This is a genomic window from Clavibacter sp. VKM Ac-2872 (assembly GCF_015351105.1).
Classification (GTDB): Bacteria; Actinomycetota; Actinomycetes; order Actinomycetales; family Microbacteriaceae; genus Clavibacter.
In genome coordinates, this window is record NZ_JADKRR010000001.1 from 1,509,410 (window position 1) to 1,532,122 (window position 22,713).

Consider the following 22,713-nt stretch of genomic DNA (forward strand, 5'->3'; position numbering starts at 1 on the left):
GAGTAAGTTGTGAAGAAGTTTGAATATTGCTACCAGTGGAACTTCATGACTAAAGCTTCCATCACGGAGTTGTCGCGTGATGAAGCGCGGGCGCGGTTCGGGGGTGGGAGAAAGGAGCCGGATGATTGGTTCTCCGTGGCAGCTCGCGCGCAGGATGGTCCCAGCGCGGGGGCTGTTGACTACGTGCTCGAGGTGACCCAGCATGCGGATTTCATCAACACGTTTCTGTGCGACGAGTGGGGGAGTATCAAGTACATCTACAACTTCCGGCGCGAACCGGCGGGGATGTTCTTCTTCTGTCGGACCGAGTACACGTATCCGGATGAGGCCCAGCAGTTCTTCCAACATGAATGGCTTACGGCGGAGAACATCCTCTTCAAGCTCGACGGGTCCATGAAGCGCAGGCTGAAGCAAAAGTCCCGTCCCGGCGTTGAGCAGTGGGACTACCACGGCGTCGACATGTCCGACAACTGGGAGGTCATCCCGGATTTCGAGCAGTGGGATGCGATCGCCAGATACCGGGGATGAGTTCCGCTGGCCCTGGTTTGTAGGAGCTAACGCAAGGCGCAGAAGCTTCTCCGGTATCGGGCTCCGTCGCTCGCTACCCTCATACACCGCATTTTCTCGGTAGAAGATGCGGATCGTCCGGAGGGTTCCGCGTCCTAGATGTCCCGCAGCTGACACGGGAGATTCGGGAGAAGGTGGCCCCCACGAGGGGGTGACTGCTCGTCTCCTGCGCATCACGTGGAGTGGACGGACTACCCGCCGTGCAACCAGCGCAATGACGAGTTGATCAAGGCGGTGGCGGTGCAGGCCACGGCGTTGGACCAGGCGCAGGCGGATTGCGTGAATGCGATCGCCGCGGCGGATCCCACGCGGACGTCGTGCGCCGTGCCGGTGCAGGGCACGGATTTCACGGCGGCGGCCGTGGCGGGGACGGCGTTGCCGTTCGGGCAGATGGCGTCGGGGCGTCAGACGTGCGTGGGGTCGTTCCTGGGTGGTGCGGGGGATGCGGTCACGAGCATGGCCGAGGGGTTGGGGAGCCTCGTCTCGTACAACCCCGAGACGGGTCAGTGGGGTGATTGGGGTCACGCGGGGGCGTCGGCTCTGGGCGTGGTGGAGGGGCTGGGTGCGTTGATCGCGCCGACGCCGCTCTTCCAGGTGCTGGCCGATGATTCCGGTGGTGTGACGCCGGGGTGGTTGCGGGACTTCTCGGGGTCGACGTTGGATAAGCAGCGGCAGATGGTGGAGGGGTTCGTCGGTAGCGGTGAGCTGTGGGATGCGGATCCGGCGCGGGCGGCGGGGTCGTTGTTCGTGAATGTGGGGTCGTTGTTCATCCCGGTGGGTGGTGAGGTCGCGGCGGGCGCGAAGGTGGTGTCGGTCGGGGCGCGGGTCGTGGCGGTGGGGGATCGTGTCGCGGAGGCGGCCGATGCGGCGTCTGTTGCAGGGCGTGTGGTGGGTGCGGGTGCGCGGGTGACGGTCGCTGCGGGTTCCGGGTTGGTGCGTGTGGGGGATCTGTTGACGCAGGCGGTGGCCAAGGCGGATGCGGTGGGGCATGCGGCGACGGCGCCGGTGATGAATGCGTTGCGGGACGCGGTCGGGCGGGTTCCGTCGGTGCGGGTGGTGGTGGAGCATGCGGTGACGCCGGATGGGTTCCGGGTGCCTGCGGGTGTGCGGGTTACACCGATCTCACGGCGACGTGGCGCCCAGCTCCGCCGGCGCGCGCGTCACACCGAGAGGTCCGGCCCGCGCTCGATCCCGAACTCGTGTCGCAGCGCGCTCCGGGCCGCCTGGTACCCGGCCATGCCGTGGACGCCGGGGCCCGGGGTCGCCGAGCTCGAGGCCAGGTAGACGCCCGCGGCCGGGGTTCGCCACGGGTCCGGCGAGAGCACCGGACGCGCGAGCAGCTGCCAGACGCTCGCGGCGCCCGCGGCGATGTCGCCGCCGATGTAGTTGGGGTCGTGCTCCTCCATGCCGACCGCGTCGATGCTCGAGGAGGCGAGGATCAGGTCGCGGAAGCCCGGTGCGAAGCGCTCGATCTGCCGCGTGATCGCCTCGGTCTGGTCGACCGTGGATCCCGCGGGCACGTGCGTGTACGCCCACAGCACGTGCTTGCCCGCGGGCGCGCGGCCCGGGTCGTCGATGGAGGGCTGGGCGACCAGGACGTACGGGTCGTCGCTGTGCCGGCCGGCCGCCACGTCGCGCTCCGCCCGCTGGATCTCGGCGCGCGTGCCGCCGACGTGCAGCGTGCCCGCGCGGCGGAGCTCGGGATCCGTCCAGGGCACCGGTCCGGAGAGCGCGAAGTCGACCTTCGAGGCCGCGTTGCCGTAGCGGAAGCGGCGCAGGGCGCGGAGGTAGCGCGCGGGCAGGCGGTCGCTCGCGATGCGCGAGAGGGCCCGGGCGCTGGTGTCGAACAGCACCGCGCGCGCGGCGGGCAGCTCGCGGAGCCGGCGGACCTCGGAGCCCGTGATCACCTCGCCGCCGTGGGCCCGCAGGTCGGCGACCATCGCGTCGACGATCGACTGGCTGCCGCCGATCGGCACCGGCCAGCCGCGCGCGTGCGCGTACGCGCCGAGGGAGAGCGCGGCGGCGGCGGTCGAGACGCTCGGCATGGTCTGGATCGCGTGGGCGGCGACCCCGGTGAACATGGCGGGCGCGACGTCGCCGCGGAAGCGCGCGTCCCAGGCGGGCGAGCCCTGCTCGAGGGCGCGGAGGCCCAGGCGGATCGCGGTCGGCGGGTGGCGCGGCACCTGCAGGAGCGGCCCGTTCGTGAACTGCGCGACCCGGTCGGCGGAGGCGGCGAGCGGCCCCATCAGCTGACGCCAGGCCCGACCGTCGACGCCCAGCGCGTCGGCCGTGCGGTCGATGTCGCGGTAGGCGATGCCCGAGACGCCGCCGTCGAGCGGGTGCCCGTAGGAGATCTCCGGCACCACGAGGTCGATCCGACGGTCGAGCTGGAAGGCCCGGAAGAACCCGGAGGCCAGCGCCATCGGGTGCACCGCAGAGCAGATGTCGTGGTGGAAGCCCGGGAGCGTGAGCTCGGCCGTGCGGCTGCCGCCGCCGATCGTGTCCGCCCGCTCGTGCACCTGCACGGACAGCCCGGCGCGCGCCATCGTCACGGCCGCGGCCAGCCCGTTCGGTCCGGATCCGACCACGATCGCGTCGATGTCACCCATGCGTCGAGGCTATCGGCGGCGGAGCGCGGCTGTGCCGGCGACGACGCCCGAGAGGAGCGCGCCCGCGCCGATCGCGACGGCCTTCGCGCGGTTGCGGATGATCCACACCTGCGGGCTCATCATGCGCGCCCGGTCGCTGAAGATGCCGCGCGCGCCGTGGTCGCCCGCGGTCGGCGTGTAGAGGTTGGTCGTGAGCATCGGCTGCGTCTTGTCCTCCGCCTGCTGGCCGGTGTACCCGGTCTTGGCGAGGTAGCCGTCGAGCCAGTTCGCGACGAAGCGGTTGCCGAGCACGGTCATGACGGTCGGCTCGCCGACCCAGTTGCGGCGCTTCGGCTTCTCGGCGACCGCGGCGATGGCCTGCGCGCCCACCTCGGGCTCGAAGATCGGCGGCACGGGCTGCGGGTGGTGCGGCAGCTGCGACTTGACCCAGTTGAACTGGATCGTGTTGAGCGCGGGCATGTCGACGGTGGAGATCTTCACGGCGCTCTTGTTGTGGATCAGCTCGGTCGTCACCGACTCGGTGAAGCCCTGCACGGCGTGCTTGGCGGCGCAGTACGCGGCCTGCAGCGGGATCCCGCGATGGGCGAGCGCCGAGCCCACCTGGATCACGTGCCCGCGGTCGCGCGGCACCATGCGGCTGAGCGCGGCGCGCGTGCCGTTGACGAAGCCGAAGTAGTTGACAGCGGTGGCGCGCTCGAAGTCCGCCGGATCCGTGGTGAGGAACTCGCCGAAGACGCCGACCATGGCGTCGTTGACCCAGAGGTCGATGGGGCCGAGCTCGTCCTCGACGCGGTCGGCGGCGGCCTCGACGGCCAGGCGGTCGGCGACGTCGGTGGAGATGCCGAGGCCGCGGCGGCCGCGCGCCTCGATGTCGGCGACGGCGCCCGCGAGGCCATCCTCGCCGCGCGCGAGGACAGCGACGTCCCAGCCCCGGTCCGCGAGCTCCCGCACGGTCGCGCGGCCCAGTCCGGCCGATCCTCCGGTGACGACGGCGATGCCTCGAGTCATGTGGCTCCTTCGATGGTTGGTGCACGAAACGTGCTCCTCCACCGTAGGACCGGCGCACCCCGCCGAGGCCTCCGGGCCCGGTCCTGCCAGGCGGCGGTCAGCCTTCGCGCTGCAGGTCCTCGCGCACCTGGCGGCGGAGCACCTTGCCGATGAGCGACGTGGGCAGCGCGTCCACCTGGATCACGCGGCGGGGGACCTTGTAGGCGGTGAGGTGCGCGCGGCAGTACGCGCGGATGGCGGCCTCGTCGAGCGCGGCACCCGGATCCAGCACGACCGCGGCAGTGACGTCCTCGCCGCCGTCCGCCGACGGGAGGCCGACCACGGCGACGCCCTGCACGCCGGGGGCGCCGCGGACGACATCCTCGACCTCGCTGGGGGAGACGTTGAAGCCGCCCGTGATGATCAGCTCCTTCATCCGGTCGACGATGGTGGTGAAGCCGTCGGCGTCGACGCGCACGATGTCGCCCGTCCGGAACCAGCCGCCGTCGAGGAGCGCGGCGCGCGTCTCGTCGGGGCGACGCCAGTAGCCCTGGAACACCTGGGGCCCGCGGATGAGCAGCTCGCCCTCCTCGCCGGGCGCGCGGTCGACGGCCGGGTCCTCGGGATCCACGACCCGCACCTCCGTGCTCGGGAACGGGACGCCGACGGTGCCCGGCCGCCGCGACGGGCCGATCGGGTTGCCGAGCGCCACGGGCGACGTCTCGGTGAGCCCGTAGCCCTCGACGAGGTAGCCGCCCGTGAGGCCCTCCCACAGCTCGACGGTCGACACCGGCAGGTTCATGGCGCCGGAGATCGCGAAGCGCACGCCCGTGAGGTCGACGCCCTTCTCCTTCGCGCCGCGCGCGAGGCGCTCGTAGATGGGCGGGACCGCCGGCAGGAACGTCGGCGGGTGCTTCCGTGCGGCGGCGAGCACGAGGTCCACGTCGAACTTCGGGAAGAGCACGAGGCGCGCGCCGATCGCCATGGCGAAGGTGAGGCAGAGCGTGAGGCCGTACGCGTGGAACATCGGCAGCACGCCGTAGACCGTCTCGCCGCCGTCCGAGAGCCCCGGCACCCAGGCGCGGCCCTGCATGGCGTTGGCGTGCAGGTTGCGGTGGGTGAGGATCGCGCCCTTGGGGCTCGCGGTCGTGCCGCTCGTGTACTGGAGGATCGCCGTGTCGTCGAGCTCGGGCCGGGGGCGGGAGGCGGCGATGCGGCGGTGGTCGACGAGCTCCTCCCACGTGACGGTGCCCGTCACGGGCGCCGTGATCGCGGCGCGGGCACGGCGGGCGGCGGGAACAGGCAGGCGGAGCTTGAGGCGGGTCGCGAACGGCATCGCGGCCGGCAGGTCGACCGAGACGATCGTGTCCACGGGCACGTCGCGCGGCATGTCCTGGATCGTGCCGACCACGGTGTCCCAGGCGATGACGACGCGGGCGCCGTGGTCCTCGAACTGGTGGCGGAGCTCCCGCGGCGTGTAGAGCGGGTTGTGCTCGACGACGATCGCGCCGAGCCGCAGGACGGCGTAGAAGGCGACGACGTGCTGCGGGCAGTTCGGCAGTACGAGCGCGACGCGGTCGCCCTTGCGGACGCCGAGGCGGCGGAGGCCCTCGGCGGCGCGCGCAATCTGGTCGCCCATCTCGCGGTACGTCGTCTCGCGGCCGAAGAACTCGAGGGCGACGGCCTTCCCGTGCCGCTGGATCGAGCGCTCGACCATGTCGACCAGCGATCCGATCACGGGCGGGATGTCGGCCGACACCCCGTCCGCGTAGCTGCGTACCCAGGGGCGGTCGGCGTCGAGGCTCATGTCCCCACCATAGGGAATGCGCCCGGGCAAGACCCGGGCGCATCGGCCGTGCCGCGGTCGCGGGCTAGGCGGGGTAGACGACCCCGGTCAGCTGCTCGGACGCGTCCCAGAGGCGGCGCGCGAGCTCGGCGTCCTTCGACCGCGGGCTCGACGCGGCCAGGTGCGGCAGGCCGCTCATCCCGCCGAGGCCCGCGGGCCCGTAGTAGTCGCCGGGGTGCACCCCGAGGCCGGTCGCGGCCTGGATCTGCGGGAGCGCGCCCACGCGCACGTCCTGGCCCAGCGCGGCGGGACCGAACTTGGCGGTCAGGTCGCTGACGACGCCCTGCGGCCCGGATCCCGGACCGTTCTTCGCGAGGTTCGTGGACGTGACGCCGGGGTGCGCGGCGACCGCCGTGAGGCCCCAGCCCCGCCCATCCGACAGCGCCTGCAGACGCCGCATGAACAGCAGGTTCGCGAGCTTGGCCTGGCCGTAGGCCGCCCAGGGGCTGTAGCGCCGCTCCGACTGGAGGTCGCCGAACGCGATGCGGCCCATCCAGTGCGCGAGGCTCGACACGACGACCACGCGCGGCGCCTCGGCGGCCTGGAGCGCGGGCAGGAGCAGGCCCGTGAGGGCGAAGTGGCCGAGGTGGTTCGTGCCGAGCTGCAGCTCGAAGCCGTCCGCGGTCTCGCGCCGGTCCGGCGGGGCCATGACGCCGGCGTTGTCGACGAGGATGTCGATCGGCCCGCGCTCGATCTCGCGGTCGGCGAAGGCGCGCACGGAGGAGAGGTCGGCGAGGTCGAGGGATCCGACCTCCACGTGCACGCCGGGGTGGCGGTCGCGGATGGAGCCGGCCGCGTCCTCGCCGCGCTCCGGGTCGCGGGAGGTGAGGACGACGGAGGCGCCGGCCGCGGCGAGCCGGCGCGCGGTCTCGAGGCCGAGGCCGCTGTTGCCGCCGGTGACGACGGCGCGCTTCCCGTCGAGCGGGCTGATGATGATGTCGGTGGGACGGGGCACGCGGACTCCTCTTGCGGGTGGGATCCCCACGCTATCGAGGTCGGCCGGGCGTCGCCCGTGCGGGTCGGCCGGGGCCGCGCGCCGGACGGCCCGAGGCGGGCGGCCGATGGGAGGATCGGGGCATGTGGATGAGACGCGGCCGGGATGGATCCGAGGGCGAGCGGGGGAGCGACGCGACGCACGCGATCGGGGTCGGGGCCGTGGTCGTGATCCTCGACGGGGCCGCCGCCACGGGCGACCCCGCGCTCGACGGCGAGCCCGTCGGCCTCGTGGTCGCCTCCGCCTCCGACGGCCTGCGCAGCGTCAGCCCCGTGCCGACCGCCCGCGGCCGCGCCTGGGTCGTGGAGCTCGGCTCGGACGACGACGGCACGGCCGGCCGTCGGGTCGTCGTGCCGCAGAGCGCGCTGCGCCTGGTGGACGACGCGGACGAGGCCGTCTCCGCGATGCCCGCCGACGACCTGCCGCCGCGCGCGTGAGCGACAGCCTCTCGGCGCCCGGCTCGCGTGCCGCCGACCTCGTCGATCCCGTCGACCTCGCCGCCGAGCTGATCCGCATCGACTCGACCAACCCCGACCTCGTGGCCGGCGCCGCGGGGGAGGTCCGGGTCGCCGCCCACGCCGCCGCGTGGCTCCGGGCCCGCGGCTTCGACGTGCGCGTGCTCGAGGAGACGCCGGGACGCCCGACCGTCCTCGCGACCGCGCACGGCACCGGCGGCGGCCGCACCATCCTGCTCGACGGGCACCTCGACACCGTCCCGCCCGGCGACCCCGAGCGCGGCGGGCTCATTCCGCGGATCGAGGACGGCCGCCTCCTCGGCCGCGGCGCGTTCGACATGAAGGCGGGCCTCGCCGCGATGATGGTCGCCGCCGACCGCGCCCGTCGGATCGGCACGCGCGGCGACGTCGTGCTCGCGCTCGTCGCGGACGAGGAGTTCGGCAGCATGGGCACCGAGGAGGCGCTCCGGGCGCTGGACGCCGACGGCACGCGCATCGACGGCGCCGTCATCTCCGAGCCCAGCCAGTCCGAGGCGATCGTCGCCCACCGCGGCTTCGGCTGGTACGAGATCCGGCTGCGCGGGCGCGCGGCGCACGGCTCGATGCCCGAGCAGGGCGTCGACGCGATCGCGCACGCCGGGCTCGTGCTCCGGGAGCTGGACGCGCTGGCCGACCGGGTCGCCTCCGGGCCGCGCCACCCGCTCCTCGGGACGGGCGCCGTGCGGGTCTCCCGGATCCACGGCGGCTCGGACGCGGCGACGGTCGCCGACTCCTGCGTGCTCACCCTCGAGCGGCGGTTCCTCCCCGGCCAGTCGACCGCGCACGTGGAGGCCGAGCTCCGCGCGGCCCTCGACGCGGTCGTGGCCCGCACGCCGGGCATGGACGCGGAGCTCGTCGTGCTCGTCGCCCGCGCGGCCTTCGAGGCCGACGTCGACGGGCCGCTCGCGCGCGCCGTGCTCGACAGCGGCGCGCGCGTCACCGGATCGCCCGTCCCGCACCGCGGCGAGCCGTTCTGGACCGACGCCGGGCTCGTGCACGAGGCCGGGATCCCGTGTCTTCTCCTGGGCGTCACGGGCGGCGGCGCGCACGCGGCAGAGGAGTGGGCCGAGGTCGCCTCGATCCGCCAGCTCACCGCGGTGCTCGAGGGCGCGATCCTCGACTTCTGCGGGAGCGTCCGGGCCTAGCCGCGGCGCGGCTCCCTAGTCGCGTGTCGCGGACCGGTGCAGCTCCACGTCGAGCCGCCCCTGTTCGGCCGTCGCGGTCATCCACGTGACGTCCGGCTGGCGGCGGCGGTCGGTCGGCGAGCCGGGGTTGAGGAGCCGGAGGCCCGCGGGCGTCACGGTGTCCCAGGGGATGTGGCTGTGGCCGAAGACGAGCACGTCGGTGTCCGGGAACGCCTGGTCCATCCGGCGCTCGCGTCCCGTGGCGGCGCCGGTCTCGTGCGTGACGGCGAACCGGATCCCCTCGATCACCGCGCGCGCCGTCTCCGGCAGCCGCGCCCGCAGCCCCGCGGGGTCGTTGTTGCCCCAGCAGGCGAGGAGCCGGGCGGCGCGGGTCTCGAGCGCGTCGAGGGCTGGCTCGTCGACCCAGTCGCCCGCGTGGACCACGACGTCGGCGGCCTCGACGGCCCGCCACAGCGCCCGCGGCAGGTCCCTGGCGCGCTTCGGCAGGTGGGTGTCGCTGAGGAGCACGAGCGATGCGGTCACCCGGACCACGGTACGCGGACGCCGCCTCGCGCGCCGACCGGCCCCGCGGCTCCCGTAGCCTCGATCCGTGACCCCCGCGACCCGCGACCTCGTGCCCGCCGACCTCGCCTGGATGGTGCCGCTCAACAACGCGGCCGTGCCCGCGGTCCCGCCCATGGACGCCGCGTCCCTCGGCGAGGTGCTCGACCACGCCGACCTCGCGATCGCCGTGGTGGACTCGGACGCGCCCGACGCGCCGCCCGTCGGCATGCTCCTCGCGATGCAGCCCGGCGGCGCCTACGACAGCCCGAACTACCGCTGGTTCGCCGAGCACGGCGTCGACGGCCTCTACGTCGACCGGATCGTGGTCGCCGACGGGCAGCGCGGGCGCCGGCTCGGGCAGGTCCTCTACGCCCGCGTCTTCCACGAGGCGCGGCGCACCGGGCGCCGGGCGGTCACGTGCGAGGTCAACACGCTGCCGCCCAATCCCGGGTCGCTCGCCTTCCACGGCCGGCTCGGCTTCGTCCGCCTCGGCGAGGTCGTCGACGCCGACGGCCAGCACGCGGTCGCGATGCTGTCCGCTCCCGTGCATCCGGATCCGTCCGAGCCGTCCGCGCGATGACGGGCGCGCCATGATGGACGGGACACCTCCACCCACCCGCCCCTCGAGGAGGCGCCCATGACCGGCATCACCCGCGGCTTCGTCGGCCGCCCGCGGAAGGGCCCCGCCGACCGGCTCCCGCCCGGCCAGTACGACACCGAGGGCGGCTGGCCCGTCCTCACCGCCGAGGCCGTGCCGAACCTGCCGGAGTCCCGCTGGTCCATCGCCGTCGACGGCCTCGTCGAGCGCCCGACGACATGGGACTGGGACGCGGCGCACGCGTTGCCGCGCTCCGAGTACGCGGGTGACATCCACTGCGTCACCACGTGGACCCGGCTCGACACGCGCTTCGCCGGCGTCAGCGTCGACACCCTGCTCGACGCCGCGGCTCCGCTCCCGGAGGCGCGCTTCGTCCTCGCCACCTCGCACTCCGGCTACACGACCAACCTCCCGCTGGAGGACCTCCGCGGCGGTCGGGCGTGGATCGCCTGGGAGGCGGACGGACGACCGCTCACGCCCGACCACGGCGGACCCGCGCGCCTCCTCGTGCCGCACCTCTACTTCTGGAAGAGCGCGAAGTGGATCGCCCGCCTCACGCTGCTCGACCGCGACCAGCAGGGCTTCTGGGAGCGCAACGGCTACCACGACCGGGGCGACCCGTGGCGCGAGCAGCGCTACCAGGGCGACCGCTGAGCGCCGTCTCGCCCGGCCCCGGATCCGGCCGCGCACCCGCCGTCCCGGCCTCCGTCGGCGGCGCGTGGCGGACCGCGACCATCACGGCGCTCGAGCACCCGACGCCCACGACCGTCCTGCTGCGCTTCGACGTGCCCGACCGGATCCCGCACCTGCCCGGCCAGCACTGCGTCGTGCGGCTGCGCGCGGAGGACGGCTACACGGCGCAGCGCTCGTACTCGATCCTCTCCGCGCCGCACGAGGAGGGCGTCGAGCTGCTGATGGAGCGCTACGAGGACGGCGAGGTGAGCGGGTTCTTCGCCGACGTCGCCCGGGTCGGCGACGCGATCGAGATGCGGCTGCCCATCGGCGGCTTCTTCGTCTGGGACGGCGCGACCCCGGCCGTCGCGCTGGGGGGCGGGACGGGCGCGGTTCCGCTCGTGGCGATGGTCCGCCACGCGATCCACCTCGGCGTCCCGCACCTCGTCCGCGTGGCCGTCTCGGGGCGCACCTCCGCCGACGTCCCGTGCCGCGCGGAGCTCGAGGCCGCGGGTGCGCTCATCGTCACGACGCGGGAGCGGCATGGCGCGCGGGGGTTCGGGCGCCTCCGCGCATACGAGGTCGCGGAGCTCGCCGCGGGCGCGGAGGTGGCTTTCGTGTGCGGATCCACCGCCTTCGCGGGCGGGGCGACGCGCCTGCTGCTCGACGCCGGGGTCGGCCGCGACGTGATCCGCATCGAGCAGTTCGGCCCGTCGGGGGAGTGACGCGGACGCCGCGCCGGGCCACACTGGGGCGGACGGCGACGGAGCCGTCGGGAGCGGGTGCCGCATGGAGCGATCGGTCGTGCTGCTGCGCGGGATCAACGTCGGGCGTGCCAAGCAGGTGCCGATGGCGGAGCTCTCCGCGGCGCTCACGGGCCTCGGCTACGTCGGCGTGCGCACGCACCTGCGGAGCGGGAACGCCGTGGTCGACCACGAGCGGCCGAGCGGCCGGGGTGCCGCGGTCGCCATCGAGGACGCGGTGCGGCTCGCGACGGGCGTGACCGCCGACGTCCACCTCGTGCCCGCGGCCGACTTCCGCCGCATCGCCGCCGGCATCCCGTTCGGCCCGGTCGCCGCCGACCCCGGGCGCCTCCTCGTCTCGTTCCCGGATCGCCCGCTGGACCCGCTGCCCGCGGCGCCGCCCGCCGCCGCGATCGCCCCCGACCTCGTCGAGGTGGCACGCGACGCGGTCTACTCCTGGCACCCCGACGGTGTGTCGGCCTCGCGCGTGCCGCCGGCGTTCTGGCGCGGGCTGGGGGCGTCCGTCACGGCCAGGAACGCCCGCACGGTGGCCGCGCTCGCGGCGCTCCTCGACAGCTGATCCCGGCGCCCGGGCACGCGTCCCCCAGTACGGGGGTGACGCCCGGGCAGCCGCCGGGATCCGGCCCGCATCGGGGGCACCGCGGCCTCCTCACGGCGCGGACGGGGGGATAGGTTCGATCACGTGAGCAGATTCGCGGACCGCTGGAAGTCCCACATCCTGGAGACGTTCTCCGCGGACTCCGAGGGGCGACCCCAGTGGATCCAGGACCTCGAGCTCGGCGACGACGCGGGCTGGTTCGGCCCCGGCTCCGCCGTCTGGGCGGTGCACGGCGGGATGCCGACGCTCGTGGCGGGGATCCGCGCCCTCCTCATGCAGACGCTGCACCCGGGCGCCATGGCCGGCGTCCACGACTGGTCGCGCTACCGCGAGGACCCCCTCGGCCGCCTCGCCGGCACCGTGCGCTGGGTCATCACCACGTCGTTCGGCGACCGGGACACCGCGGTCGGCGTCAGCCGCCGTGTGCGCGGCTACCACCGCAAGGTGCAGGGCACGTTCGTCGACGGACGCGGCGTCGAGCGCCCCTACAGCGCGAACGACCCCGACCTCCTCGCGTGGGTGCACATGGTCTTCACCGACGCGTTCCTCAGCACGCACATGCAGTGGGGGCCGCCGATCCCCGGCGGACCCGACCGGTACGTGGCGGAGTGGGCCAAGGCGGGCGAGCTCATGGGGGTCGAGGCACCGCCGCGCTCGCACGCCGAGCTGCACGCGCAGATCGACGCGTTCCACGACCAGGGCCTCCTCCGCGCCGACGAGCGCACGCGCGAGACGATCTCCTTCCTCCGCGAGCCGCCGCTCCGGCCCTCCATGCTCCCGGCCTACCGCGTCCTCTTCGCGGGGGCCGTCGCGTCGCTCGAGCCGCGGTACCGCGAGCTCCTCGGGCTCGACCGGGCGTCCTTCGGCCCGTTCCCCCTGCCGGCGCTCGCGTCGACGCGCGTGATGCTGGGCGTCGCCGGACGCGTGATGGGCGAGCAGTCCACCAGCCACCAGGCCGCGCTCACGCGCATCGCCCGGCTGCAGGGCGCTCCGGCCGGGTCGGCGTCGTCCGCCGCCGCCGAGCCCCGCCCCGGTCGCGACGACGACGCCGGGCAGCGCGCCCAGCCCGCGGCCTGATCCCGCGCAGCGGGTCCCTCCCGCCGGCGCCGATGTCGGCGGCCCGGGCTAGCGTGGGAACGACATGAGCAGGCAGGACGGATCGACCCGGCGCACGTCCGATGCGAGCGCGGACGACTCCGAAGCCACCATCCTCCACATCGACATGGACGCGTTCTTCGCGGCCGTCGAGCTGCTCGAGCGGCCGGAGCTGCGAGGAACCCCCGTCATCGTCGGCGGGTCGTCGGGCCGCGGCGTGGTCACGAGCGCCACCTACGAGGCCCGGCGATTCGGGGTCCGCTCGGCCATGCCCATGGCGCAGGCGCTGCGGCTCTGCCCGCAGGCCACGGTCATCGGCGGCCACATGGAGAAGTACGCGCACTGGTCTCGCGTGGTCATGGGGATCTTCCGCGACGTCACGCCGCTCGTCGAGCCGCTCAGCATCGACGAGGCGTTCCTCGACGTGGCGGGCGCCCGCGGCCTGTTCGGCTCGCCCGCCCAGATCGGCGCGATGATCCGGCGCCGCGTGCACGCCGAGACCGGCCTCACCTGCTCGGTCGGCGCGGCCTCCACCAAGTTCGTCGCCAAGCTCGCCAGCACGCGCTGCAAGCCCGACGGCCTGCTCGTCATCCCCGCCGCCGAGACGCTGCCGTTCCTCCACGCGCTGCCGGTCGGCGCGCTCTGGGGCGTGGGGAAGACGACCGAGGAGGCGCTCGTACGGCGCGGGCTCCGCACGGTGGCCGACATCGCGGACACGCCGCTGCCCACGCTGCAGTCGATGCTCGGCGAATCCGCGGGCGCGCGGCTGCACGACCTCTCCTGGGGGCGGGATCCCCGGAGCGTCAGCACCCACCGCGAGGAGAAGAGCATGGGGCACGAGAACACGTTCCACGACGACGTCACGGATCCCGAGATCGTCCGTCGCGAGCTCCTCGGACAGGCCACGCGGGTCGCCGAGCGGCTGCGGCGCGCGGGCCTCACCGCCCGCACCGTCTCGCTCAAGCTCCGCTACTCCGACTTCCGCACCATCACCCGGTCCCGCACGCTGTCGGATCCCACCGACGTCGCGCGCCGCATCTACGACGAGATCCGCGACGTCTACGAGCAGGTCGCCCGGCCCGGCGACCGCATCCGGCTCGTGGGCGTGCGCGCCGAGCAGCTCGACGACGCCGACAACCGCGCCGTCGCCCTGTGGGACGCGGACGAGGGCTGGCGTGAGGCCGAGCGCACGGTCGACCAGGCGGCGGAGCGCTTCGGCAGGGGCGCCATCGGCCCGGCGTCGCTCCTCCGCAGGCCGGGGGCGAAGCGGGCCACCGTGTCGGATCCGCGCACCGAGGCGGCCGCGCGCGGTATCCTCCCCGGACACCCGCCCGACTGACGAGGACCACCATGACCGATCCCGCCGCCCCCACCCCCGACGACCAGGTTCCGGTCGACCACGTCCCCGCGGGGGAGGAGGCAGCGGCCCCGGCGTCCGCCGCGCCGCCCGTTCTGCCCGCCGCTCCGACGCCGCCCGCCGCCCCATACGCGTACCCGGCCGCGTCGGCGTCCGCCGCCGCTCCCTACGGTCTCGCCGCCGCGCCGGTCCCGCCCTCCCCGGCGGCGGTCGCCTGGGGCCAGCCGGTCTACGCGGTCGCGCCGCCCAAGGGCCTCAGCCTCACGTCGATGATCCTGGGCCTCGTCTCGGTCTTCTTCTTCTGGACGTTCCTCTGCCCGCTCATCGGGCTCGTCTTCGGCATCGTCGGGTTCCGCAAGGAGCCGGCCGGCCGCGGCTTCGCCATCACGGGACTCGTGCTCAACGGCCTGCTGCTGCTCATCCCCGTCGCGTTCGTGCTCTCGGTCATCGTCGCGGGCGGCACGATCTTCGGCATCGCCGCCACCACCCCGCGTTGACCAGGTCACGACGCCGCCCCGCTCGCGTCCCGCGGCGGGGCGGCGTCGTGCAGGGCGGCTAGGGCCGGCCCATGCCGCGGTAGCGCCAGCCGGCGGCGCGCCACGCGAGGGGATCCAGGCAGTTGCGCCCGTCGACGATCACGGGCGTGGTCACGATGGCCTTCAGCTCCGCGGGGTCGATGGCGCGGTACTGCTTCCACTCCGTGAGCACCATGACGGCATCGGCGTCGCGCGCCGCCTCCTGCCACGTGTCGACGTAGGTGAGCTCCGGGAAGCGGCGGCGCGAGTTCTCGTTCGCGTACGGATCCGTCGCGAGCACGCGCGCGCCCTGCAGCTGGAGCTGCGCGGAGATGCTGAGCGCGGGGGAGTCGCGCACGTCGTCCGACTCGGGCTTGAAGGCGAGGCCGAGCACCGCGATGTTGCGGCCGAGCAGGGATCCGCCGCAGACCTCGCGCGCCACGTCGACCGCGCGCACGCGGCGGCGCATGTTGATCGAGTCGACCTCGCGGAGGAAGGTGAGCGCCTGGTCGGCGCCGAGCTCACCCGCGCGCGCCATGAACGCGCGGATGTCCTTGGGGAGGCAGCCGCCGCCGAAGCCGATGCCGGCGTTCAGGAAGCGGCGCCCGATGCGGTCGTCGTACCCGATGGCGTCCGCCAGCTGCGTGACGTCGGCGCCCGTGGCCTCGCACACCTCCGCCATGGCGTTGATGAAGGAGATCTTCGTGGCGAGGAACGCGTTCGCCGACACCTTGACGAGCTCGGCGGTCTCGTAGTCGGTCGTGACGCGCGCCGTGCCGGTGCCGAGCGCGGTGGCGTACACCTCGTCGAGCGCCGCCCGCGCCGCCTCGCCGGCGTCGCCCGCGGGCAGGCCGTAGACGAAGCGGTCGGGCGTGAGCGTGTCCTCGACCGCGAAGCCCTCGCGCAGGAACTCCGGGTTCCACATGAGCGTCGCTCCGGGGACGCGTGCCTCGATGCGCTCGGCGAGCCGGCGCGCGGTGCCCACGGGCACGGTCGACTTGCCGGCCACCACGTCACCCGGCGCGAGGTGGGGGATCAGGGCGTCGACCGCCGCGTCGACGTACGTCATGTCCGCTGCGTTCTCGCCGCGCTTCTGCGGCGTGCCGACGGCGATGAAGTGCACGCGCGCGCCCGCGGCCTCCGCGGTGTCGGTGGTGAAGCGGAGACGGCCGGTCGCGAGCTGCTCGGTGAGGAGGTCCGGCAGTCCCGGCTCGAAGAACGGGGCGACACCGGTCTGCAGCGAGGCGATCTTGGCCGCGTCCACGTCGATCGCGACCACGTCGTGCCCGAGGCGGCTCATGCACGCGGCGTGGACCGTGCCGAGGTAGCCGCAGCCGATGACGGAGATGCGCACAGGAGGTCCTTCGCGTCGTGGGGAGGGAAGACGATGCGCGCCGGGCGACGGTCGATCACGTCGCCGGCCGGCGGCGTGGTCACCGTATCACGGGCATGTGACGCGCCAGGGGCGGGCCCGGGCGGGCGCTCGCGCGCCGCGTCCGACCCCGCCCCGGGTGCGGCGGATCAGGCCAGCAGCGCCTCCGCGGAGTCCGCCACCGGGCCGAGGATCGCGGCCGATCGGGCGGGCAGGACGACCTCGTCGTCGCCCAGGGCGACGCCCGGGGCCGTGGCGAGCAGCAGCGCCGGACGCTCGCCCACGACGGGCACGCGGCGCTCCTCGTCGGACAGGTTGACCACGATGGACAGCTCGCCGCGGTCCATCACGAGCAGGCGCGCCTCCTCGTGCACCTCGACCTCGACCTCGGCGAACCGGGGGTCGGTGAGGTCGGGGTGGGCGCGACGCAGGCGGATCAGCGCGCCGTACAGCGCGAAGAGGCGGGCGTGCTGCGAGTCGGACGCCTCCGCGCCGTAGAGCTCCGACCAGTCGAGCTTCGAGTCCTGGAACGTGGAGAGGTCCTGCGGGTTCGGCACGACCGACTCGTCCCAGCCCATCTTCGCGAACTCCGCGATGCGGCCCTTGGCTGTCGCCTCGCCGAGGTCGTGCTCGGGGTGGGAGGTGAAGAACTGCCACGGGGTCGTCGCGCCCCACTCCTCGCCCATGAAGAGCATCGGCGTGAAGGGCGACGTCAGGGTGAGGACCGCGGCCAGCGCCAGGCCGCCCTCGTCGAGCGTCGCCGAGAGGCGGTCGCCCGTGGCGCGGTTGCCGATCTGGTCGTGGTTCTGGTTCGCGACCACGAGGCGGTGCGCGGGGATCCGCTCGGTGTCGAGCGGCCGCCCGTGCACGCGGCCGCGGAACGACGACCACGTGCCGTCGTGGAAGAAGCCGCGCGTGATGACCTTGGCGAGCGCCCCGAGCGACGCGAAGTCCTCGTAGTAGCCCGTGGTCTCGCCCGTGAGCGCGACGTGGACCGCGTGGTGGAAGTCGTCGCTCCACTGCGCGTCGAGCCCGTAGCCGTGCGCCTCGCGCGAGGTGATGAGCTTCGGGTCGTTGAGGTCGGACTCCGCGATGAGCGTGAGCGGGCGCCCGACGTGGGCGGAGAGCACGTCCACCTGCACCGCGAGCTCCTCGAGGAGGTGCGTCGCCGTGTGGTCGACCAGCGCGTGCACCGCATCGAGGCGCAGCGCGTCGACGTGGTAGTCGCCGAGCCACATGAGCGCGTTGTCGATGATGTACTCGCGCACGGGACCGGAGTCCTCGCCGTCGAGGTTGAGGCTGGATCCCCACGTGTTCGCCGACGCCTCGTGCAGGTACGGGCCGTAGACGGGCAGGTAGTTGCCGGAGGGACCGAGGTGGTTGTAGACGACGTCCTGCACGACGCCGAGGCCGCGCGCGTGGCACGCGTCGACGAAGCGCTGGTACGCCTCGGGTCCGCCGTACGTCTCCTGGACGGCGTACCAGAGGACGCCGTCGTAGCCCCAGTTGTGCGTGCCGTTGAAGCCGTTGACCGGCAGCACCTCCACGAGGTCGACGCCCAGCGCGACCAGATGGTCGAGCCGGTCGATCGCGGAGTCGAGCGTGCCCTCGGGCGTGAAGGTCCCGATGTGCATCTCGTAGATGACGGCGCCGGCGAGCTGACGGCCGGTCCACGCCTGGTCGGTCCAGGCGAACGACGACGGGTCGTAGGTGCGCGATCGGCCGTGGACGCCCTCGGGCTGGCGACGCGAGCGAGGATCCGGCAGGGCGGTGTCGGCGTCGTCCACGAGGTAGCCGTAGTCGAGGTCGCCGGACGGCAGCGCCTCGGCGCGGTCGGCATCGAGGGTCCACCAGCCGTCGCCCACGGGCGCGAGCGGCAGGCGCTCGTCGCCTACGGACAGGGCGAGGGTGCGGGCCTTCGGGGCCCAGATGTCGAAGCGGTCGTCGGTCATGCTCGGCTCCCGGGGGTGATGTCGGATGCGGTGGAGGCGGGCGCGAGGATCGCGACCGGGTAGTCGGCGAGGAGCGCGGCGACGGACACGCGCCCGCCGTCGAGACGACGGCCGCTCACGTGGTCGACGAGCTCGCCCTCGGGCAGCGTGAGGGAGGTGGATCCCCATCCGCCGCCGGTCTCGAGGCCGACGGGCAGGCGGGTCGCGACGGTGATCGCGCCGCCGCGGTCGAAGGCGATCACGTGGGCCGCGGCGTCGCCGGTCGCGCGCACCGGCTCATAGCCGGTGAACAGCTCCGGGTGGTCGCGGCGGAGGCGGAGCGCGCGCGCCGTGACGAGGAGCTTCGCGGCCCCCGTCTCGTCGATCGCGGGCTCGGCGCCCGTGAGCACGGCGTCGAGGGCGGCGCGGCGCATGCCGAAGTCGACCTCACGGCGGTTGTCGGGATCCACGAGGCTCGTCTCCCACAGCTCGCTGCCCTGGTAGACGTCGGGCATGCCGGGGGCCGTGAGCTGGATGGCCTTGGCCGCGAGCGCGTTCGACCAGCCCGGGCCGGAGAGCCGGTCGTAGAGCCCGGCGACGATCGTGCGGGCGCGCGGGTCGTCGAAGGCCGCGTCGACGAGCGCGTGCATGCGCTCCTCGAACGCCTCGTCGGGCGCGGTCCACGTGGTGGAGTCGCCGGCCTCGCGCGACGCCTTCTCGGCGTACGCGTGCAGGCGCTCGCGCGACGCGGGCCAGGTGCCGACGAGCGTCTGCCAGAGCAGGTTCTCGAACGGGCCGTCGCCGGTGGGGGCGACATCGCGGAGCTGGCCGAGCGCGTCGCGCCACGCCTCGGGCGTCTCGGAGAGCACGTCGATGCGGGCGCGCACGTCCTCGCCCCGCTTGGTGTCGTGCGTGGAGAGCGTCGTCATGGCGTGGGGCGCGATGCGGTGCCGCTCCTGCTGGCGCGCGTGGAAGTCGTCCACGTCGATGGCGAAGATCGACGGGTCGGCGCCGACCTCGTTGAGGGACACGAGGCGCGAGTACCGGTAGAACGCGGTGTCCTCGACGCCCTTGGCCATGACCATGCCGCTCGTCTGCTGGAAGCGCTGGGCCACGAGCGTGGACGGATCCGAGAGCTGCGGCATGAGCGCGTCGATGGTGGCGACGAGGTCGGGGCGGCTCGCGCGCGCGGCCTCTGCGGCCTCCTCGAGGTGATGCAGCCCTCCGGGCAGGTAGCTGCGGTACACGGGGAAGGTCGCGAGCAGCTCGGCGAGCGCGTCGGCGGCGTCGGCGGGCGCGTCCTCCACCAGGCGCTCGAGGCGGAGCACCTCGCTGCGGAGGATCCCGTCGGCGATGCCGCGCTTGGTGCCGCGGATCATGTCGGCCCAGCTGGTGAGCTCGCCCTGCGGCAGGCCGCGCAGCGACGCCTCGAGGTGGTCGAGCTCGACCTGGCCGTCGGGGTCGACGAGCACGCGGTCGATCTCGGCGAGCGCGTCGTACCCCGTGGTGCCGGCGGTCGCCCAGTCGGTGGGCAGCGTCTCGCCGGGCTCGAGGATCTTCTCCACGAGCACGTACGCCCCGCCCGTGATCCGCGCGAGGTCGTCGAGGTACCCCTTCGGGTCGAGGAGGCCGTCCGGGTGGTCGACCCGGAGGCCGTCGGCGAGGCCCTCGCGGAACCAGCGGGAGATCTCCGTGTGCGACTCCTCGAACACGCGCGGCAGCTCGACGCGGATGCCCGCGAGCGTGTTGACCGCGAAGAAGCGGCGGTAGTTGAGCTCGGCGTCGGCGCGGCGCCAGTTGATGAGCTCGTAGGACTGGCGCTCGTGCACCGTGCGGGCGTCCGCGTCGTCCTCGGCTGTGCCGGGCGCGACGGGGAAGCGCTGGTCGTAGTAGCGGAGCTCGACGGTGCCGTCATCGCCGCGCACGAGCGTGAGCTCGTCGAGCTCGGTCTCGCCGTCGCCGAGGACGGGGATCCGCACCTTGCCCCGCCCGAAGTCCCAGTCGACGTCGAACGCGTCGGCGTAGCGGCTCGCGGTGCCGTGCGTCAGCAGGTCCCACCACCAGAGGCTCTCGACGGGCGTCGCGACGCCGACGTGGTTGGGGACGATGTCCACCAGCACGCCGAGGCCCAGCTCGTGGGCCCGATCGGCCACCGCCTGCAGCCCCGCGGCGCCGCCGCGGGACGGGTCCACCCGCGAGTGGTCGACCACGTCGTAGCCGTGGTCGGATCCCGGCTCGGCCGCGAGGATGGGGCTGAGGTACACCCAGTCCGCGCCGAGGTCCTTCACGTACGGCAGCTGCTCGGCCACGGCGGCGAGGTCGAACGACTCCCGCACCTGGAACCGGTAGGTGGAGATGGGGGTTCTCAACTGATGTCGCTCCTTGGGTCTGCGGCCGGCCGGTCGGCTTGCGCGTGGGTGAGGACGGCGAGGCTCGCCGCGACCGAGTGGTCGGGCTCCACCTCGGGCTCGGTGTAGGCGCGCAGCACCACGAGCGCCTTGGCCGCCACGTCCACGACGCTACTCGCGCGGAGGGCGGTCGAGTCGGCTCCGACGCCCGCGGTGTCGATCACGGTCTCCCACGCGTCCGCGTACTCGTCGGAGGGGAGCGTGAAGGACACCGGCTCGTCGTGCGCGTTGAAGTAGAGGAGGAAGTGGGTGTCGTAGATGTCCTCGCCGCGGCGGTCGCGCCCGCGGATCCCGTTGCCGTTGAGGAACATGCCGATCGCGCGGAGGCCGGACTCCCAGTCGTCGTCCGACATCGGGGTCGCGTCGGCGTCGAGCCAGACGATGTCGGGCAGCGGCTCGCCCTCGCCGCGGCGCACGGGCCGCCCGTCGAAGAAGCGACCACGGCGGAAGGTCGGGTGCTCCTTGCGGAGCCGCACGACGGACGCGGTGAACTCCACGAGCGGCTGGTCGGCCTGGTCCCAGTGCACCCAGCTGATCTCGTTGTCCTGCGCGTACGTGTTGTTGTTGCCCTGCTGCGTGCGGCCGAGCTCGTCGCCGTGCAGGATCATCGGCACGCCCTGCGACAGGATCATCGTCGCCAGCATGTTGCGCTGCTGGCGGCCCCGCAGGGTGGCGATGGTCGGATCGTCGGTCGGTCCCTCCACGCCCATGTTCCAGGAGCGGTTGTGGCTCTCGCCGTCCTTGTTGTCCTCGCCGTTCGCCTCGTTGTGCTTCTCGTTGTAGGAGACGAGGTCGGCGATGGTGAAGCCGTCGTGCGCGGTGATGAAGTTGATCGACGCGACGGGTCGGCGGCCCGAGTGCTCGTAGAGGTCCGCCGAGCCCGTGATGCGCGCCGCGAACTCGCCGAGCGAGGAGGCTTCGCCGCGCCAGAAGTCGCGGACCGTGTCGCGGTACTTGCCGTTCCACTCCGTCCACTGCGGCGGGAAGTTGCCCACCTGGTAGCCGCCGGGGCCCACGTCCCAGGGCTCGGCGATGAGCTTGACCTGCGACACCACCGGATCCTGCTGCACGAGCTCGAAGAAGGTGGCGAGCTTGTCGACGTCGTAGAACTCGCGCGCGAGCGCCGAGGCGAGGTCGAACCGGAACCCGTCGACGTGCATCTCGGTGACCCAGTAGCGCAGCGAGTCCATGATCAGCTGCAGGGCGTGCGGGTGGCGCACGTTGAGCGAGTTCCCCGTGCCCGTGTAGTCCATGTAGTAGGTGGGGTCGTCCTCCATGAGCCGGTAGTAGGCCTGGTTGTCGATGCCCTTGAAGGAGAGCGTCGGCCCGAGGTGGTTGCCCTCTGCCGTGTGGTTGTAGACCACGTCGAGGATGACCTCGATGCCCGCCGCGTGCAGCGCGCGCACCATCGACTTGAACTCCTGCACCTGCTGGCCGAGCTCGCCCGTGGACGAGTAGGCGTTGTGCGGCGCGAAGAAGCCGATGGTGTTGTAGCCCCAGTAGTTGCGCAGGCCCTTCTCCAGCAGCGTGTTGTCCTGCACGAACTGGTGCACGGGCATGAGCTCGATGGCGGTGACGCCGAGCTTCTGCAGGTGGTCGATGACGGCGGGGTGCGCGATGCCGGCGTACGTGCCGCGCAGCTCCTCGGGGATCCGCGGGTTCAGCTGCGTGAGCCCCTTCACGTGCGCCTCGTAGACGACGGTCTCGCTGTAGGGCGTGCGGGGGAGGCGGTCGCCGTCCCAGTCGAAGAACGGGTTGACCACGACGCCGAGCATCATGTGCGGGCCCGAGTCCTCGTCGTTGCGGCTCGACGGGTCGCCGAACTCGTACGCGAACAGCGACGGGTCCCAGTCGAACTCCCCGCAGGTGGCCTTGGCGTACGGATCCAGCAGCAGCTTCGCGGGGTTCGACCGGTGCCCGTTCTCCGGCTCGTACGGCCCGGTGACGCGGTAGCCGTAGCGCTGGCCCGGCTGCACGTGCGGGAGGTAGCAGTGCCAGACGTGCGCGTCGACCTCCGTCACGTCCACGCGGGTCTCGGTGCCGTCCTCCTCGATGAGGCACAGCTGCACCTTCTCGGCGACCTCGCTGAAGAGCGCGAAGTTCGTGCCGCTCCCGTCGAAGGTCGCGCCGAGCGGGTAGGGGTTTCCGGGCCAGGTGTGCAAGTGGTCCTCCAGTTGGGTCGACTCGTCCGCCGGCGGCGCACGGGTGCGCGCGGGGT

Annotated in this window: 19 protein-coding genes; 10 read left to right on the plus strand and 9 right to left on the minus strand. The window is 73.4% G+C overall.

Annotation, left to right across the window (positions count from 1 at the left end; all coding sequences use genetic code 11):
* Positions 1–9: 9 nt before the first annotated feature.
* Entirely contained in the window at positions 10–528 is a 519-nt protein-coding gene (locus ITJ40_RS07165; protein WP_194666386.1) for a hypothetical protein, read from the plus strand.
* 1,199 nt (positions 529–1,727) lie between these two features.
* Here the strand turns inward: ITJ40_RS07165 and ITJ40_RS07170 are convergent.
* The 4 genes from ITJ40_RS07170 to ITJ40_RS07185 form a co-directional block, all read right to left on the minus strand.
* Positions 1,728–3,176, minus strand: coding sequence for an NAD(P)/FAD-dependent oxidoreductase (locus tag ITJ40_RS07170; RefSeq protein WP_194666387.1), 1,449 nt, complete (start codon positions 3,174–3,176; stop codon positions 1,728–1,730).
* Positions 3,177–3,185: 9 nt separating this feature from the next.
* Positions 3,186–4,184, minus strand: a complete 999-nt coding sequence (locus ITJ40_RS07175; RefSeq protein ID WP_194666388.1) for an SDR family oxidoreductase — start codon at positions 4,182–4,184, stop codon at positions 3,186–3,188.
* A gap of 97 nt (positions 4,185–4,281) precedes the next feature.
* A complete protein-coding gene (locus ITJ40_RS07180) occupies positions 4,282–5,970 on the minus strand; it encodes a long-chain-fatty-acid--CoA ligase (protein WP_194666389.1) in 1,689 nt (562 codons plus the stop codon).
* A gap of 64 nt (positions 5,971–6,034) precedes the next feature.
* Positions 6,035–6,964 (minus strand): oxidoreductase, encoded by a 930-nt coding sequence (locus tag ITJ40_RS07185; RefSeq protein ID WP_194666390.1) that lies wholly within the window; start codon positions 6,962–6,964, stop codon positions 6,035–6,037.
* A gap of 122 nt (positions 6,965–7,086) precedes the next feature.
* Between ITJ40_RS07185 and ITJ40_RS07190 the strand changes: the two genes are divergently transcribed.
* Both ITJ40_RS07190 and ITJ40_RS07195 read left to right on the plus strand, forming a co-directional pair.
* Positions 7,087–7,440 carry a hypothetical protein gene (locus ITJ40_RS07190; RefSeq protein WP_194666391.1) on the plus strand — a complete coding sequence of 118 codons (354 nt, stop codon included), beginning with the start codon at positions 7,087–7,089 and terminating at the stop codon, positions 7,438–7,440.
* Positions 7,437–8,642, plus strand: coding sequence for a M20/M25/M40 family metallo-hydrolase (locus tag ITJ40_RS07195; RefSeq protein ID WP_194666392.1), 1,206 nt, complete (start codon positions 7,437–7,439; stop codon positions 8,640–8,642). The genes ITJ40_RS07190 and ITJ40_RS07195 overlap by 4 nt, the downstream gene beginning before the upstream one ends.
* 15 nt (positions 8,643–8,657) lie before the next feature.
* On the opposite strand, the gene ITJ40_RS07200 is transcribed toward ITJ40_RS07195, so the two are convergent.
* The gene (locus tag ITJ40_RS07200; RefSeq protein ID WP_194666393.1) at positions 8,658–9,164 is read right to left on the minus strand and encodes a YfcE family phosphodiesterase; all 507 of its coding nucleotides are present in this window, start codon (positions 9,162–9,164) and stop codon (positions 8,658–8,660) included.
* A gap of 67 nt (positions 9,165–9,231) precedes the next feature.
* Between ITJ40_RS07200 and ITJ40_RS07205 the strand changes: the two genes are divergently transcribed.
* The 7 genes from ITJ40_RS07205 (at position 9,232) to ITJ40_RS07235 (ending at position 14,766) form a co-directional block, all read left to right on the plus strand.
* A complete protein-coding gene (locus ITJ40_RS07205; RefSeq protein WP_194666394.1) occupies positions 9,232–9,765 on the plus strand; it encodes a GNAT family N-acetyltransferase in 534 nt (177 codons plus the stop codon).
* A 57-nt stretch (positions 9,766–9,822) separates the two neighbouring features.
* The gene (locus ITJ40_RS07210) at positions 9,823–10,437 is read left to right on the plus strand and encodes a sulfite oxidase-like oxidoreductase (protein ID WP_194666395.1); all 615 of its coding nucleotides are present in this window, start codon (positions 9,823–9,825) and stop codon (positions 10,435–10,437) included.
* Positions 10,404–11,180: an FAD-binding oxidoreductase gene (locus tag ITJ40_RS07215; protein ID WP_370532010.1), complete on the plus strand. Its 777-nt coding sequence runs from the start codon at positions 10,404–10,406 to the stop codon at positions 11,178–11,180. The genes ITJ40_RS07210 and ITJ40_RS07215 overlap by 34 nt, the downstream gene beginning before the upstream one ends.
* Positions 11,181–11,244: 64 nt before the next feature.
* Positions 11,245–11,778, plus strand: coding sequence for a DUF1697 domain-containing protein (locus tag ITJ40_RS07220; RefSeq protein WP_194666396.1), 534 nt, complete (start codon positions 11,245–11,247; stop codon positions 11,776–11,778).
* A 123-nt stretch (positions 11,779–11,901) separates the two neighbouring features.
* On the plus strand, positions 11,902–12,894 hold the full coding sequence (locus ITJ40_RS07225) for an oxygenase MpaB family protein (RefSeq protein ID WP_194666397.1): 993 nt from the start codon (positions 11,902–11,904) through the stop codon (positions 12,892–12,894).
* Positions 12,895–12,958: 64 nt separating this feature from the next.
* Entirely contained in the window at positions 12,959–14,251 is a 1,293-nt protein-coding gene (locus ITJ40_RS07230; protein WP_194666398.1) for a DNA polymerase IV, read from the plus strand.
* Between the two features lie 11 nt (positions 14,252–14,262).
* Positions 14,263–14,766, plus strand: a complete 504-nt coding sequence (locus ITJ40_RS07235; protein WP_194666399.1) for a DUF4190 domain-containing protein — start codon at positions 14,263–14,265, stop codon at positions 14,764–14,766.
* Between the two features lie 58 nt (positions 14,767–14,824).
* Here the strand turns inward: ITJ40_RS07235 and ITJ40_RS07240 are convergent, their stop codons facing one another.
* The 4 genes from ITJ40_RS07240 to glgX form a co-directional block, all read right to left on the minus strand.
* Positions 14,825–16,138 carry a UDP-glucose/GDP-mannose dehydrogenase family protein gene (locus ITJ40_RS07240; RefSeq protein WP_194666400.1) on the minus strand — a complete coding sequence of 438 codons (1,314 nt, stop codon included), beginning with the start codon at positions 16,136–16,138 and terminating at the stop codon, positions 14,825–14,827.
* 167 nt (positions 16,139–16,305) lie between these two features.
* Positions 16,306–18,108, minus strand: a complete 1,803-nt coding sequence (gene treZ / locus ITJ40_RS07245) for a malto-oligosyltrehalose trehalohydrolase (protein WP_194666401.1) — start codon at positions 18,106–18,108, stop codon at positions 16,306–16,308.
* Positions 18,105–20,456 carry a malto-oligosyltrehalose synthase gene (treY, locus tag ITJ40_RS07250; RefSeq protein WP_194666402.1) on the minus strand — a complete coding sequence of 784 codons (2,352 nt, stop codon included), beginning with the start codon at positions 20,454–20,456 and terminating at the stop codon, positions 18,105–18,107. Before treY ends, treZ begins: the two co-directional genes overlap by 4 nt.
* Positions 20,453–22,657 carry a glycogen debranching protein GlgX gene (gene glgX, locus ITJ40_RS07255; protein ID WP_194666403.1) on the minus strand — a complete coding sequence of 735 codons (2,205 nt, stop codon included), beginning with the start codon at positions 22,655–22,657 and terminating at the stop codon, positions 20,453–20,455. The genes treY and glgX overlap by 4 nt, the downstream gene beginning before the upstream one ends.
* Between the last annotated feature and the right edge of the window lie 56 nt (positions 22,658–22,713).